This window comes from Rothia mucilaginosa (assembly GCF_001548235.1).
GTDB classification, from domain to species: domain Bacteria; phylum Actinomycetota; class Actinomycetes; order Actinomycetales; family Micrococcaceae; genus Rothia; species Rothia mucilaginosa_B.
Genome location: NZ_AP014938.1, coordinates 1,709,299 through 1,723,585, shown reverse-complemented (window position 1 = coordinate 1,723,585; position 14,287 = coordinate 1,709,299). Strand labels below are relative to the sequence as shown.

The 14,287-nt window shown below is 59.9% G+C and carries 9 protein-coding genes; 6 read left to right on the top strand and 3 right to left on the bottom strand.

From position 1 onward, the window contains the following. Positions 1–31 precede the first annotated feature (31 nt). A complete protein-coding gene (locus RM6536_RS06755; RefSeq protein WP_060824539.1) occupies positions 32–1,279 on the bottom strand; it encodes a cysteine desulfurase family protein in 1,248 nt (415 codons plus the stop codon). Between the two features lie 182 nt (positions 1,280–1,461). On the opposite strand from RM6536_RS06755, the gene RM6536_RS06750 reads away from it, so the two are divergent. Both RM6536_RS06750 and RM6536_RS06745 read left to right on the top strand, forming a co-directional pair. Beyond that, positions 1,462–1,929: a tRNA (cytidine(34)-2'-O)-methyltransferase gene (locus tag RM6536_RS06750; protein ID WP_060824538.1), complete on the top strand. Its 468-nt coding sequence runs from the start codon at positions 1,462–1,464 to the stop codon at positions 1,927–1,929. Position 1,930: 1 nt separating this feature from the next. Then, a complete protein-coding gene (locus RM6536_RS06745; protein ID WP_060824537.1) occupies positions 1,931–2,578 on the top strand; it encodes a uracil-DNA glycosylase family protein in 648 nt (215 codons plus the stop codon). A 171-nt stretch (positions 2,579–2,749) separates the two neighbouring features. Here the strand turns inward: RM6536_RS06745 and RM6536_RS06740 are convergent, their stop codons facing one another. Then, on the bottom strand, positions 2,750–4,063 hold the full coding sequence (locus RM6536_RS06740) for a S1C family serine protease (protein ID WP_060824536.1): 1,314 nt from the start codon (positions 4,061–4,063) through the stop codon (positions 2,750–2,752). A 393-nt stretch (positions 4,064–4,456) separates the two neighbouring features. On the opposite strand from RM6536_RS06740, the gene RM6536_RS09100 reads away from it, so the two are divergent. The 4 genes from RM6536_RS09100 to RM6536_RS06725 all read left to right on the top strand — a co-directional run bounded on the left by RM6536_RS09100 (position 4,457) and on the right by RM6536_RS06725 (position 10,672). Next, positions 4,457–4,624 carry a hypothetical protein gene (locus RM6536_RS09100; protein WP_171840180.1) on the top strand — a complete coding sequence of 56 codons (168 nt, stop codon included), beginning with the start codon at positions 4,457–4,459 and terminating at the stop codon, positions 4,622–4,624. A 332-nt stretch (positions 4,625–4,956) separates the two neighbouring features. Then, on the top strand, positions 4,957–7,278 hold the full coding sequence (locus RM6536_RS06735; RefSeq protein WP_060824535.1) for a hypothetical protein: 2,322 nt from the start codon (positions 4,957–4,959) through the stop codon (positions 7,276–7,278). A gap of 280 nt (positions 7,279–7,558) precedes the next feature. Continuing rightward, on the top strand, positions 7,559–9,625 hold the full coding sequence (locus RM6536_RS06730) for a TPM domain-containing protein (protein WP_060824534.1): 2,067 nt from the start codon (positions 7,559–7,561) through the stop codon (positions 9,623–9,625). A 282-nt stretch (positions 9,626–9,907) separates the two neighbouring features. Further along, entirely contained in the window at positions 9,908–10,672 is a 765-nt protein-coding gene (locus RM6536_RS06725) for a PspA/IM30 family protein (protein WP_049342210.1), read from the top strand. A 105-nt stretch (positions 10,673–10,777) separates the two neighbouring features. Here RM6536_RS06725 and RM6536_RS06720 read toward each other — a convergent pair whose 3' ends face one another. Further along, on the bottom strand, positions 10,778–13,252 hold the full coding sequence (locus RM6536_RS06720) for an S-layer homology domain-containing protein (RefSeq protein ID WP_060824533.1): 2,475 nt from the start codon (positions 13,250–13,252) through the stop codon (positions 10,778–10,780). Positions 13,253–14,287: the final 1,035 nt, after the last annotated feature.

The following is a 14,287-nucleotide window of genomic DNA, read 5'->3' as shown; positions in this document are numbered from 1 at the left end:
AGAGCAGTTCAGTATCTTCTCCTCTGGTTTTCTAGTGCCAGCGGGAGGCGTCCGGCAGCTGCGAGGACAGCCCCGCCTTTGCTGCTTGTTCGTAGGCGGCGGGTAGTGCCGCGATGAGGCGCGCAATATCGGCTCCGGTGGTGGAGTGGCCGAGGGTGAAGCGCTGGGCGCTGCGGGCGGTGTCTTCGTCCATTCCCATTGCCATGAGCACGTGGGAGGGGCGGGTCACCCCGGCGTTGCAGGCGGAGCCAGTGGAGCTACTGATGCCTTGCATGTCCAGCAGGAAGAGCAGGGTGTCGCCTTCTGCGTTTTCGAAGGTGAAGTGGGCGTTGCCGGGCAGTCGCTTCTGGCCGGGGTATTCTTCGGTGAGCGGGTTTTCGCCGCTCAGGTGCGCCTGCGGGATGAGCGCGCTAATTGCCGCAACGAGTTCGTTGCGTAGCGCGGCGATGCGGGCGGATTCTTCTTCGAGGTGCTGTACCGAGTGCACGGCGGCCTCTGCGAAACCTGCGATGGCGGGTGCGTCGATGGTGCCGGAGCGTACGGAGCGTTCCTGGCCGCCTCCGTGTAGGACGGGGGTCATCTGCACGGCGCGGGTTGCAACCAGCGCGCCGATGCCCATGGGTCCACCGATTTTGTGGCCGGAGATTGCGAGGGTCGCTACCCCGCTGGCGTGGAAGTCAATGGGGACCGCACCAAATGCCTGCACCGCATCCGAGTGCACGGGAATACCGTATTCTGTGGCGATAGCGGCAATCTCGGGAATCGGCTGCACGGTACCGACCTCGTTGTTCGCCCACATGACGGTGACGAGCGCGACGTCTTCGGGGTTCTTTTCGATGAGTTCGCGGACGGTCTGCGGGCTGACGCTGCCGTGCTCGTCTACGGGGATCCATTCGAGCTGCGCGCCTTCTGCCTTTTCGAGCCATTCGCAGGTTTCTTCCACGGCGTGGTGCTCGATGGAGGAGACGAGAATTCGGGTGCGCTGCGGGTCTTCTTCGCGGCGCTTCCAGTAGATGCCTTTGACGGCGAGGTTGTCCGATTCGGTGCCGCCGGAGGTGAAGATAACCTCGGCGGGGTCGGCTCCGATGGCGCGGGCGATGCGTTCGCGGGCGTATTCGACGGTGGCGCGGGCGTCGCGTCCTACGGCGTGCAGGGAGGAGGGGTTGCCGCCGTTGCGCATCTGTTCGACCATGGCGTCGATGGCGGCGGGCAGTACGTCGGTGGTGGCGGCGTGGTCGAGGTAGACGCGGCCGTTCTGACGGTTGGTTTCTGCGCTCATGGTTCCTCCTGCTGGGTTGTTGGGCGGTTTTCCGCCTCACTTATTTTATCGCGCTCTATCCGCGCTCTTCTAGGCGTGTTCACCTGCGGCTGGGTCGGCGAGCGCTACTCCCCCGGGACGCTCGGGAGCTGTTCAGGGGCTGTTCGGGGGTTGCTTGTAGGCTGCGCGGTACACTTAGGAGCGTGTTCAAGATTCTTTTCTATACCCCTGAGATTCCCGGCAATACCGGCAACGCTATCCGTTTGGCGGCGATTACTGGCGCTGAGCTGCACCTGGTGAAGCCGCTGGGTTTTAACTTTGATGATGCGCATCTGCGCCGCGCGGGTCTGGACTATCACGACCTGGCGGTGGTGACGGTGCATGAGACCCTTGAGGATGCGTGGGAGGCTCTGGCTCCGGAGCGTGTTTTTGCGTTTACGACGACTGCATCGACCTCATACGCGGATATTGAGTACCGTCCCGGTGACGTGTTCATGTTTGGCCCGGAGTCGGTGGGTCTGCCCGCTGAGGTTCAGCAGGACCCGCACGTAACTGAGCGTGTGAAGATTCCGATGAAGCCGGGCCGTCGTTCGCTGAACCTTGCCAACTCTGCATCCATTACGGTGTTTGAGGCGTGGCGTCAGAACGGTTTTGAGGGAGGCGCCATCTAGCATGGCTACAGCACACCATAATCTGTCAGGGTCTCTGGTTCAGCAGATTCTGGAGACAACCCCTCCCCTGGCTGAGCAGATTCGCCTGGATCCGCAAAATAGGGAGTTCACGGAGCAGGGCTGGGAGCCGGTCTATTCGGCCTCGCCCAAGGCGCGCATCGTGGTGATTGGTCAGGCGCCTGGGCGTGCCGCTCAGGAGAGCCGCATCCCGTGGAATGACCCGAGCGGTGAGAATCTGCGGAAGTGGATGGGCGTCACCGACGAGCAGTTCTACAACCCCGAGCTGATTTCGCTGCTACCGATGGACTTTTACTACCCCGGCAAGGGTGCGCACGGCGATAACCCGCCGCGTAAGGATTTCGCGCCCAGGTGGCATCCGCAGCTGCTTGAGCTCATGCCGAATGTTCAGCTGATTCTGCTGGTGGGCGCATACTCGCAGAAGCACTATCTGGATGGTGTGCATGCCCCGAAGGCGCAGAAGAATCTGACGGAGACGGTTCGTGCGTGGGAGTCTTATCTTCCGAAGTTCCTGCCGCTGGTGCATCCTTCACCGCTGAATTTTAGGTGGCGGGCAAAGAACCCGTGGTTCGAGCAGGAGGTCATCCCGGCTTTGCAGAAGCGTGTGGGAGAGGTTCTCAAGGACGCTTAGCCCGCCCGTTCTGCAGTATCGCTATAGTTTTACCTCGCTAATGCAAGATGCTCCCACCCCGCGTATGGGGTGGGAGCATCTTTATTGTGCGCGTTGTTTAGACTGACCGAGCAGTCTCGTCTGAGCGGATGCTTCTCAGCTGCGCCGCACTGCTACTTCAGGATTAAGGGGTTACTTCTGGCTGTCGGCGTTGCCCAGGGTCACGGTGATGTCCAGGGTAGAGGATCCGCGCTTGACCTTCAGCTTCAGGTCGGAACCTGCCGCTGCGGCACGTACGGTACCGTTGAGCTCTTCGCTCTTGTTCACGGCGTGGCCGTCGGCTTCAATCACTACGTCGCCGACGCGCAGGCCAGCCTTGGCGGCGGGGCTGTTGGATTCTACCGAGGTAATTTCAACGCCACCGGGGATAAGTTTGGACGAGCCCGAACCGGTGTCCGCAGGGCTGTTCTTCACGCTCGCACCCAGGTAGCCGTGGGTTGCCTTGCCCATGGCAATGATCTCGGAGGAGATGCGCTTGGCGTAGTTGGAGGTAATGGAGAACGCCATACCGTCGGCGGTGCCGCCGTCCTGGCTTGCCTGACCCTGCGCGTTAATGCCGACCAATTCGCCCTTGAGGTTCACCAGCGGGCCGCCGGAGTTACCGTGGTTGATGGGCACATCAACCTGAATCATGGGGATGTAGTTCTGGCCCTTCGCGTCAGCAGGCTGCACGCGGTTGACGTTCGAGACTACGCCGGCGGTCACCGATTCGCTACGACGATACGGTGCACCGAGGGCAACCACAGCCTCGCCGGAGACCAGCTTGGAGGAGTCGCCCCAGGTGATGGGCTGCAGGTCCAGGCCGGAGGGGCTGATCTTCAGAACCGCCAGGTCAGCGGCAGAGTCCAGGCCCACTACGGATGCGGTGCGCACGGTGCCGTCGCTCAGGCGCACCTCAATGGTGGATGCAGCGTTCGAAGATGCAAGGGTGACCACGTGGTTGTTGGTGAGGATGTGGCCATCCTTATCGAGGATAACGCCACTACCGCCGCCGGTGCTGGAGCCGTTTGACGCCATGATGGTCACGGTGGAGGGCAGGACCTTCTTCGCGGTTTCTGCTACGCCTGCCACAGTGGAGGAGTTACTGATGTTGGAGCTGACGGAGCCACGCGAGGAAGCGCTGGAGGAGCTGTTGTTCGATGCTGCGATGCCGCCTCCGACGCCCGCACCGACGCCACCGCCGACGAGGGCTGCGAGCAGGGCTGCGGTGAGCACAACACCGGCGCCGTAGCGCTTGTTGTTATCGGTGGTCTGGGGTGCAGGCTGTGCCGAAGTAGCCTGGGCGGTAGCCGCCTGGGGGTAGGTGTATCCGGGCGAAGCGTATGCCTGCGGGTATGCGTTCTGACCCTGCTGGTAGTTTGCCTGTCCGTTCACGTTCTGCAGGGGACGGGTTGCATCCGTGACGCCGTCGTTGCCACCGTAAGACCATCCGTTGTTCTGAGTCATAAGTTCTCCTAGAGTCGCGCGTGTGCGTCGCCCTGGGCGCACGCTATCTTTCTACTGTAGAGGGTGTTTTATGGTGTTCTATATCTTTTTGCTGTTGGTTATCGGGGAGTTCCCTGGGAATTTCTCACATTTTTTCATTCAGTGCAGATTGGCTGGTGTGGGGCGCCCTGTCGTTCCGCGAAAGTTAGCTTTATTTCCTATGCTTTGTCCGCTATTTTTCGTCGCTCTCAGGCTTCTCTTTTACAGCTCTTTTACAGCGCTCAGTTTTTCTCCACGGTTTACTTTCTCCACGGTTTACACAGCCTGACGCGTCCGCATACACAGCTTCAGCACAGGGTCGCTCCGTAATGTTGAAGGCACATAGAAATGAGGACAAAGGCAAAGGAGAAACCCATGATGATCGGAACCCTGATTTTCTGTGCGATCTTGGCAAGCTCCATCGGCATCGGTGCAGGTATTGTGGCGTGTTGCTCGGGAATGGTGTACCGCCGTCATCGTGCGGAGAAAAATACCGAGTTGGCGCAGCCGCTGGCTACCCATGCATTGACCGCCGGTAGGTAAAGCATAAAGTTTGATAGTTTTCCGGGGCGGGAGATGAGAGCCCTGCGCCCGGAAGGGGCGAGAATCCCCAGTATGTCCCAAAGGGTCGGTGTGAGGACCGGCCCGGGTGTGATAGTGAGTGAGTGATGATCGATGCGGCGTGAGCCCCTGTATGAGGGCTTACGCCGCATCGTCTTTTAGCCGCATCGTCTTTTAACCGTGATGCGGGCGCGGGAGGCATGGGCCGAAAGAGCTGGCGGAAAGCACCGGGCACCCCGGCTACTTCCCTTTTAGTATGCGGTAAGGCGACGGCGTTGCGGGCACCCGGGATTTAGCTGGGTTATGGTGAAGCTATGAGGATTATTTCTGCTGCTTTCGCTCTTCTTGGCGTGCTACCGACCCTACCTGCAGCGGTGGCGTCTTCTTTGGACGGCGCAACCCGCCTGTACGCACTGCTTATATTTGTTCTGATCTGCGCGGCGGTAGCATTTTTTGCGTCGTTGAGCCCCTCACGCCGTCGTGCGCGTGAGATTAGGCGGCAGGTGCTGCAACAGCAGCAGAACCAGGCGATGAATCAGCAGGTTCCCCCTCAGCAGGTTCCTTCGCAGCAGGTACAGGGCGCGGTGAGCTACCCGATGCACTACCAGCCGAAGCAGGCTCAGCAGCCTCAGCAAGCTCAGCAGGCTCAGGCGCCTTCGCCTCAGCCTGCTCAGCCGGTGGCGGCGCCTTCCCCGTTGGAGCCAATGCAGGTAGGTGGCGAGCCTAGTTCTTCTACAGCCCAGAACCATTCAGCAGAGAACCAAGTGCAGCAGAGTACGTCCCAGAACACCTCGGTACAGGGTGAGGAGCGAGCGCAGCCTGAAGAGCCCCCGAAGCAGGAGGCTCCTCAGCAGGCGCCTGAGAGCAAGCCCTCCGATCGTTTCTCTTTGAGTACCAACCACAAGCTCATTTTCCCGCTCGAGAACGCCCAGCGCAGCCGCTACCCCATGGTGCTTTCTGTCAGTACATCTGAGGATGAAGTTTTTGCGCTGCCGTCGATTAGCGGTGTGCCGCAGCATCTGTTGGTGGGCACGCAAGAGAGTCATGTTCCGCTGAATCAGCGTCAGCGCTGGCAGCAGATCGAAATTCTAGAGAACTACCTCATGCGTGCCGTCATGAACCTGCAGACGCTGGAGCGTGCGCAGGTTTCCCCGCTGCACAGTTTCAAGGAGACCGCCCAGGCTGACCGCACGGTGCTTGCCGCCGAGCTGGAAGAAACCATCCGGGTATCTCGGCTGAAGCTGAGCGGGGCGTTGGAGTTCTATACGTCCCTGCCCCGTCTGGCGGAGGCGCCGGGCTCTTTCACTTTTGCTCGTGATCATGCGTTCTCCCTGAGTGCCACCGTCATTAGCCTGACGGAGCAGTGCTTTGAGCGTACCTTCCGTTGGCGTCTGCTGGAGGATACTCTCCCGGATTCTTTGAACGACCGCCTCTACGCGGTGCGTTATCTGCGTGAGAGCGCGCAGAAGCTGGCGGCTTTTGTGGAGCTGAGCGAATTTGACCGCGCCATGCAGCTTGCCGAGACCTGGAAGAAGACTGCTCGTAAGGACTCGAAGATCGATGAGGTCAAGGTCTGGAATGAGATGACGGAAGTTGCCTTTGACGTTCTGCCCGAGTTGCGAGAGCGGGCGTTGAAGGGCGTTCAGTCTACGCTGGAGTTTAGCGAGCTTTTCTACCGTGCCGGCGAGGATGGTACGCACCGTATACTCAACCCGGAGCAGCTGAGCGAGTTTGAGCTCAAGGGCGTGCAGTCCACACTCGAGGAGCGCCTGGAGAAGGTGCGTCTTGAGCTTCAGGATGCGGAGTTCTGCGCCGCTGTTCTGACCCTGCAGGCGCGCGCTGTCATTGAGCTTCTGGAGGAGCTTCTTCAGATCGAGCAGGACGGCGTTCTGGCGGAGATTGTGACCGATTTGCGGGCGCTAGCTCACCACTCGCCCGACCTTGCCGAGCAGCCCATCCAGACGTTGATGTTCAGCCGCGAACAGTACGCCCCCGACGGGGAGGACCTACCGACCATTGGCGAGCGCATCCGTTCCCTCTCGAGCGTGCCTGAGGTTCTGGCGTTCGTTCACTACGAGGGGCCGGTGCTTCTGACGGGCGTCGCAGACCCGTATAAGGCGTTTTCCGGTGAGGGCCTCTCCGAGGGTCTGCTCTCGGAAGAGAAGAAGTTGTCTTCCATGCCGCTGTCGGTGTTGCGCACCCATTCGCGGCTTCTGCAGCAGGTGCTTCGCCTGCAGAATCTACGGTTGAAGCTGGCGTGGGTGAGTAGCTGTAGCGGCTACATGCCTTGGTCCCTGGTTGATCGCCATTTCGTTGGTCCCTCTGCCGCTGATGAGGATTTGAAGGAGCTGACCGAAAATATTGAGGCGCTCGCTGATCTTCTGGACGCCCGTTCTAACTCTCAGGTGTATAAGGGCCGTGGGGTGCCGGTTACGCCCTTCCTGTGGGTGCAGATGCGCAAGCAGGCTGATCGCAGTTCTAGGCTGCTGAATCATGTGCAGTTCTTGGGCTGGATGTACGCCTCGTCTTCGCAGGTTCAGGTGGTGGATGGCATGGTACAGAGTATCCACGATGTTAATGCCGCGGAGGTAGTGGGTCACCTGATGAGCAATCTGGAGATTGCGCGTCGGCGTTAACTGAATATCCGGTGAGCCGGGGTCTAGTATGAGGCTAGGCCCTGGCTTTCCTACACACCGGTTTTCCGGTACACCGGCTTCCTATATACCGGCTTTCCTGTATAAAGCCTGGGAAGTCGGTAAACGGGTGGCAAACAGCGGCGCAACATTCTCGTATCTGTGTGTTTGCGTGGCTGAGCCACCGCTACACTAATAATGTGACCAGCACTAAGGTGTGCGATGTTCAAGCACGCCGTGAAGTGCAGGTCCGTTCATACTTCACGACAACGGAGGAAAGACCATGACCGAGCACGCCTTTGCGCGTCAGATTCGTCCCGCACGCCCTCGCCTGCGCACTATTCTGGGTGCCACAGTGCTGGCGGCAGGTCTTTCTTGTGCCCCGGCGGTTCTGCCGGCTGGTTCTGCATTTTTGAGCACGTCGGCACAGGCTGCTGACCCGATGCAGATTACGGGCACCACCGTGTACGATTCCACGAACTCTTTGGGTGATACCGCTACCCTGAAATCTAAGATTTCGAATCTGTCGAAGAAGTACAACGTGGATTTGCACGTGGTGACCATTGATAAGTTCGAGAACCCGTCTACTTCTTCGAGCTGGACGAAGGCGCTTGCCACGAAGAACAATTGGGGTTCTGCCGATGTGGTGCTGGTAATTGCGACCGAGTCCCGCCAGGCGTATTTCTTGGCAGGTAGCACCAAGACTCTTTCGAGCGATCAGCAGACGAAGGTGTACCAGAACTACATTAAGCCGAAGCTGCAGAACAGCGACTATGCGGGTGCAGCTCTTGCTGCGGTTGAGGGTATTGAGGCTCAGAAGGGCGGTAGCTCTTCCGGTGTGGTAACCGGCGTGCTCGGTGTGGGCGCGGCGGCAGCTGTTGGTGCTGGTGGTTACGCGATGTACCGTCGCCGCAAGAAGAAGAACGCTCAGCAGCAGCCTCAGCGTTCCTACGGTGCGCCTCGTAACTACTCCCCCATCCCGGAGGTTCCGCTGGAGGAGCTGCGCACTCGCGCCGGTAGCGCCCTGTTGCAGGCTGATACGACGATGAGCCATGCGAAGCAGGAGCTCGAGTTCGCGCGCGCCCAGTACACCGATCAGCAGGTCACCGAGTTCGCTCAGGAGATTGCGCGCGCTGAGGATTTGATGCGTAAGTCCTTCCAGCGTCAGCAGCTCCTGACCGATAGCATTCCCGACACTGAGGCCGAGCAGCGTGCCTGGTTGACTGAGATTATTGATAACTCTCAAGAAGTTACCCGTATCGCTCAGGAACAGGACGCTAAGCTGGCTCAGTTGCGCAACTTGGAGCAGGAGGCACCCCAAGCTATTGAGGCTCTGGCTCAGCGTCTGCCGCAGCTGCGTGCTTCGGTGGAAGAGATTACCGCCCAGTACCACGCGATGAGGGAACGTTACCTGCCCAGCGCACTGGAGCCCATTTCGAAGACTCCTGCCCTGTTGGAGTCGAACATGGTGCTGTGCGCTGCTGAGGTTGAGAAGGCTCAGGCGACCATTGCTACGGCACGTTCGGAGGCGGTTGCTCACCTGCGCACCGCGGAGGAAGCCGCCTCGCAAATTCAGGCGCTGGGTGCGGCTGTGAATACCCGCTCACAGGAGCTGGAGCAGGCTCAGTTGGGTCTGAGCACCGACCTGCTGAGCATTCAGCGTGACGTGGCTGAGGCGAAGAGCCTCGCTGCTTCTCAGCGTCGCGATGATTTGGGTGCGGTCGCCGCCGGTATGGAGGCGGTGCTCAACCAGGTCAACCAGAGTGCTTCGGCTCGCCCGAATGACCCGCTGACTCTGGCGAACCAGCTACATCAGCTCTCCGCTGAGCTGGATAAGGCCATGACGAATATGCGTGCTACCCGCGAGCGTTCTCGTGCGGCTTCGCAGAACCTGGATCGTACGATGCGTTCTGCCTACGCTGCGGTGAACGGTGCGCGTAGCTACATCAATAACCGCCGCGCTGCGGTGGGCCCGATGACCCTGACCGCTGTTTCTGAGGCGGAGCGTCACCTGGGTCAGGCTCAGCGCCTGGCTTCTTCGGATCCGCTGAACGCCATGAAGGAAGCCAATATGGCTATCCAGAAGGCAACCGACGCACAGAACCGCGCTCAGAGCGAGGTCGGCAACTACTACAACAACCAGAACGACCGCGGCGGCGGTAGCTTCGGCGGTGACCTGGCGAAGGGTCTGCTGCTGGGCGCTCTGATGACCGCAATGAACTCCGGCACCAGTAGCTGGGGTAGCAGCGGCGGCCACAGCAGTGGCGGTAGTAGCGGAGGCAGCTGGGGCGGCGGCTTCAGCGGAGGCGGCGATTGGGGCAGCGGCGGCGGTGACGGCGGCAGCTTCTAACCGCCTCCACACTGGCAGTCCTGCCGGTGCTGGCGATCCTGCCGGTCGGTTTCTGCAGATTTTTCTACAGTCTGACCGGCAGGGCACGTAGCTTACCTCACCGGTTTTTTCCCCAGTCGGAAAACACCCGAGGCAATTTACCAAAAGTTTAGGTAACAGAAATCAGGCGTGCATCATTTTCACAGCATGCACCCAGAAATCTGCCACATAATTAGTTGTACGGGCACGGCTCACGAGGAGCGTAGTGCTCCCCCGCAGCCCGTGAACAGAAAGTAGGAGATTATGGCTAAGCAGACCATCTTCGGCCGTATTGCACAGCTCACTAAGGCAAACATCAACGCTCTGATTGATGCAGCTGAGGACCCGGAGAAGATGCTGGACCAGATGGTTCGTGACTACACCAACAACATCCGCGAGGCGGAAGCTGCAGTAGCACAGACCATCGGCAACCTGCGTCTGCTCGAGAAGGACCACGCAGAGGACGTCAAGGCCGCTCAGGAATGGGGCACCAAGGCTCTGGCAGCTTCTAACAAGGCTGATGAATTCCGCGCAGCTGGCGACGTTGCCAACGCTGACAAGTTCGACAACCTCGCTAAGATCGCTCTGAACAAGCAGCTGCTGGCTGAGAAGGCTGCACAGGCTGTTGAGCCTCAGCTGGCTTCCCAGACTCAGGTTGTCAACCAGCTCAAGGACGGCCTGGAGAAGATGCGCTCCAAGCTTGAAGAGGTCAAGTACAAGCGCGATGAGCTGACCGCACGTCAGAAGACCGCAGCAGCTCAGACCCAGGTGAACGACGCTCTGAAGGCGTTCGACGTTCTGGACCCGACCAGCGAGATGAGCCGCTTCGAAGAGAAGGTTCGCCGCGAAGAGGCACGCGTCATCGGTCAGCAGGAACTGGCAGCTTCCTCCCTGGACGCACAGTTCAACACCCTGGACCAGATGGAGCGCGAGACCGAGCTGGACGCTCGCCTGGCTGCTCTGAAGGCAAAGAACGCTCCGGCTGCTCCGGCTCCCCTGGCTGTGGAAGCTCCCACCCAGACCCTCTAAGCCCGGTCTAGCGCATAGCTTCTTGAGCTAAACCTATAAAGATCCGCCCCGTTCCTTAACTCATCAGGAACGGGGCGGATCTTTGTGCGTTAGGGGATGCGAGCCTTAGTTCGCGTAGATGTACAGGTAGCCTGCCATCGCGGAGCGGGTAACCGCAGCGTTGGAGGTGGAACCGGTACCAATACCGTTGGAGGCTGCCCACGCCAGAGCCTGGGACGCGTAGCCGCCCTGAGCCTGTGCCGGGGAGCCAGCTGCACGGTACATGAACTCAGCCATGGTGGACTCAGTGACGGCCTCCAGGGGGCGGAAGTCGCTACCGCTGATGCCCTGCTGGCTCAGCCAGAAAATCTCCTTGTACGCGGGGTGGTTGACCGGAACGTCGCTGAACGGTGAAACAGCCGGTGCGTTCACGGCGGGGCGACCAGCCACGCGGTACAGGTAGGTTGCCAGCTGTGCACGGTTGACCGATGCGTTCGGGCGGAAGGTGCCGTCCGCGAAGCCGAGCATGATGCGGCGATCAGAGTTCCAGCTGATCTCGTTGTAGTTCGGGTCCGAGTCGGACAGGTCGCGGTAGCCCAGCGCGGGGGTCTTACCGGCGAAGTCCAGGGAGGACGCCAGGATGTGCGGCAGGTCGTAGTCGTGGTGGCTGAAGCCGTCAATCAGCTTCACGCGGGCGTCGGAGAAGCCAGCGCCCAGGTATGCGTTGTAGCCGGACTCGACTGCGCCACGTGCGCTCCAGGTGACGGGGTAGGTGTTACCGGAGGTGTCGTTCGCGCCAACCCACCAGTACATGGGCAGACCCTTGGTGGTTGCATCAGCGTCCACAGAGCCGTCCGAGTCGCCGCCTGCAACCATGATGGAGCCGCCGCCGTTACGCCATGCGGTGTTGTGGTCGGTCAGCTCGTAGGTGATGAATTCAGCGCCACCGGAGTAGCCCATGGTCCACACCTGGGAAGCGTCCAGGTTGTTCTGGCCGATGAAGGAGGAAGCGAAGGAGCGGAAGAACTCACCGTTGGTGTTCATGTCTTCCCACCAGGTGATGCCGTTGCCGGATGCGTTGGTGTCCGGGGAGATAATAGGCACGAAGACCATGTTGCGGGCATTAGCGATCTTGCCCATCGCCGCGAGCATGCCCTCGTCGGGGGTGTAGACCTTGGACTCGTCACGCTGCCAGTAGTCACCGTCGAAGTAGAAGACCACGCCAACGGGCTTGGAGTAGTCCAGGTTGTTCGCGTACACGTGGTACTGGGAGGTGGTGCCCGCCGGGGAGGTGTAGCTCTGGTAGGTTGCGGAGCTCATGGTGCGGGCACGCTGAGTGTTCTGCTGCTTCTGCTCAGCCTTCTGTTCGGTCTTCTGCTCGACCCTGGGAGCGGCGGTTGCCTTGCCCTTGGAGAGCGAGTTGCTCAGAATCTGCGAGAAGTTGTAGTCGAAGTGGCCCGAACCGTTCAGAACGGTCGCGGAAGCGTTGGTGTAGCCGGCGTTGCGGTAGGCGTTGTAGCCTCCCTCAACGGCGCCTCGTGCACTCCAGGTCTGCGGGTAGGTCTCACCGGTACCGTCGTTCGAGTTTGCGTACCAGAACATGGGCTGGGACTTCAGCGCAGCCGAGGGGGTACCCTCGTCCAGGCCGCCGCCAGCGACCATAATGGAGCCGCCGCCATTGCGCCAGGTCTGGGGCTTGGTGTTCAGCTCGTAGGTGATGAACTCAGCGCCACCGGAGTAGCCCATGGTCCACACGTTGGAGGAGTCCACGCCGTTAGCCGCGATGAAGGAGGAAGCGAAGGAACGGAAGAACTCGCCGTTACGCTCCATGTCTTCCCACCAGCTCACGCCAGCATCGTAACGGTTGGCGTCCGGGGAGATGACGGGCACGAACAGCATGTTCTGTGCCGCTGCGGATGCTGCCATCTGAGCCAGTTCACCGGAGGGGTCGTAGACCTTGGACTGGTCATTACGCCAGTAGTCGCCGTCGAAATAGAAGACAACACCAACGGGCTTGGAGAAGTCCACACCCTCAGCGTAGACGTGGTACTGCGAGGTGGTACCAGCCGGGGAGGTGTACGACAGGAAGGTCTGGTTGGTGCGGGTTGCCGCCACACCGGATGCCGCCTGGGTAGCCTGTACGGTCTGCGCGGGCTGAGCGGCGGGGGTAGCTGCGGGAGCCTGGGTAGCTACAGGGGTCTGGGCAACCTGTGCCAGGGTGGGCTGAGCGGAAGGCTGAGCCGCCTGGGTAGCCTGCGCGGATGCCTGAACAGCCTGTGCGGACTGGAAGGTAGCCGAGGGGGTTGCCTGAGCAGTGTAGGTCTTCTGGATGGGCTGAACCGCGGTCGTTGCGGGAGCCTGCTGCGCCTGCTTTACCTGTTCAGCCTGCTGACGGATCTGCACAGCAACCTGAGAGAGGGTCGGCTGCACGGTGGAGGTGAACAGAGACTTCGGAGCCTGGGTTGCGGTAGCTGCGCCGGGGATGTCCTGAACGACGGGTGCAAAAGCGGAAGCGGGTGCTACCAGGGTGCTACCGAGCACGGAGGGTACGGCGATGGCTGCGAGAGAGCCAGCCTTAACGGTGCGGGGGCGAAGTGCCATGGGTTGTCCTCGTTGTTGGTGTTTCGTGGGGCGCGGACGCCCGAGAGTGGTTGAGTGATAGGTGGTCTATAGGTGAGAAGCCTATAGGCGGTCGGCCTGCGAATGTGATGCCGCATGGAGCAAGTCCAGTAACCGTCCCGTGTGTGTTGCGGGGGTTTCCTCGTGTGATGGAGGGGTGCAGTATTCATTTCGGAGAGCTACGCGGCGGACCGCGGTGACCACGTACTCAAAGCTACCAGGTCAAAAAGCCTTTTCCAGCGGTTTTTTGGGGCTATTTTTGGGTATCGAACAAGATTCAATCTTAACAAGAGCTTTTTCTAAGCTTCTAGTTTAACTTGAATCACCCTCAAGTAGAGGTTGAATGGGCTATTTTTCCTTGATTTTCCGGGGTTTTTGAGCGTTTTTTGAAAGAGTTTCAAAAAACTCTACAATTAACTTGAATGTTTCGTATGTGATTACAATCACTTTCAGAGTGAATTGTTGCACTCGAAGCCCAATTTTTGCCAAAAACCGCGGAATTCCGGGGCAAAACGGGTGATTTCCAAGCCCGGAATATAGGCACCTTTCGCATATTCCACTTTGAGAATGCACTTTGAGGCAAAAACAGCCCCCTCGCCACTCCCCCACCCAGGCATCCTATCGGACCCCTCATCACGCTCTTGAGACCCGCCCCAGAGCCCCCTTCAGGACCCCTTTCAGATCCCCTTTCAAGGAGCTCAAAAGCAGCGTCTCAAGAAGGCGTAACCACCCTCCAGCAACCGCTCGGAAGTGACTCCACCACCCCCATGGGCACACCCGCTTGAAGCCCCGATAGACGGACTGAGGAATACCTCGAAAGACGCATCGGGAGACGTTCCGAAACCAGTCCAGGGTACTTTCACGACGGTTCTATGAAATTCCGTGAGGAGGTTTCAAGAGGGGTTTCGAGAGGCCGAAAGATCCACCTCAAGCACCCCGGAAGGGGCAGCAGGCTGCCCCCCCCCCATCAGTCTCCCCGAAGCACCGCCCCGACAAGGTTCAGAAGACCCCCTCCGC

Bases quoted from the DNA above. Each gene is read 5' to 3' on its own strand.
- RM6536_RS06730 (WP_060824534.1), top strand. From the start codon at position 7,559: ATGACCGAGCACGCCTTTGCGCGTCAGATTCGTCCCGCACGCCCTCGC.
- RM6536_RS09100 (WP_171840180.1), top strand. From the start codon at position 4,457: ATGATGATCGGAACCCTGATTTTCTGTGCGATCTTGGCAAGCTCCATC.
- RM6536_RS06755 (WP_060824539.1), bottom strand. From the start codon at position 1,279: ATGAGCGCAGAAACCAACCGTCAGAACGGCCGCGTCTACCTCGACCAC.
- RM6536_RS06725 (WP_049342210.1), top strand. From the start codon at position 9,908: ATGGCTAAGCAGACCATCTTCGGCCGTATTGCACAGCTCACTAAGGCA.
- RM6536_RS06745 (WP_060824537.1), top strand. From the start codon at position 1,931: ATGGCTACAGCACACCATAATCTGTCAGGGTCTCTGGTTCAGCAGATT.
- RM6536_RS06735 (WP_060824535.1), top strand. From the start codon at position 4,957: ATGAGGATTATTTCTGCTGCTTTCGCTCTTCTTGGCGTGCTACCGACC.
- RM6536_RS06720 (WP_060824533.1), bottom strand. From the start codon at position 13,252: ATGGCACTTCGCCCCCGCACCGTTAAGGCTGGCTCTCTCGCAGCCATC.
- RM6536_RS06740 (WP_060824536.1), bottom strand. From the start codon at position 4,063: ATGACTCAGAACAACGGATGGTCTTACGGTGGCAACGACGGCGTCACG.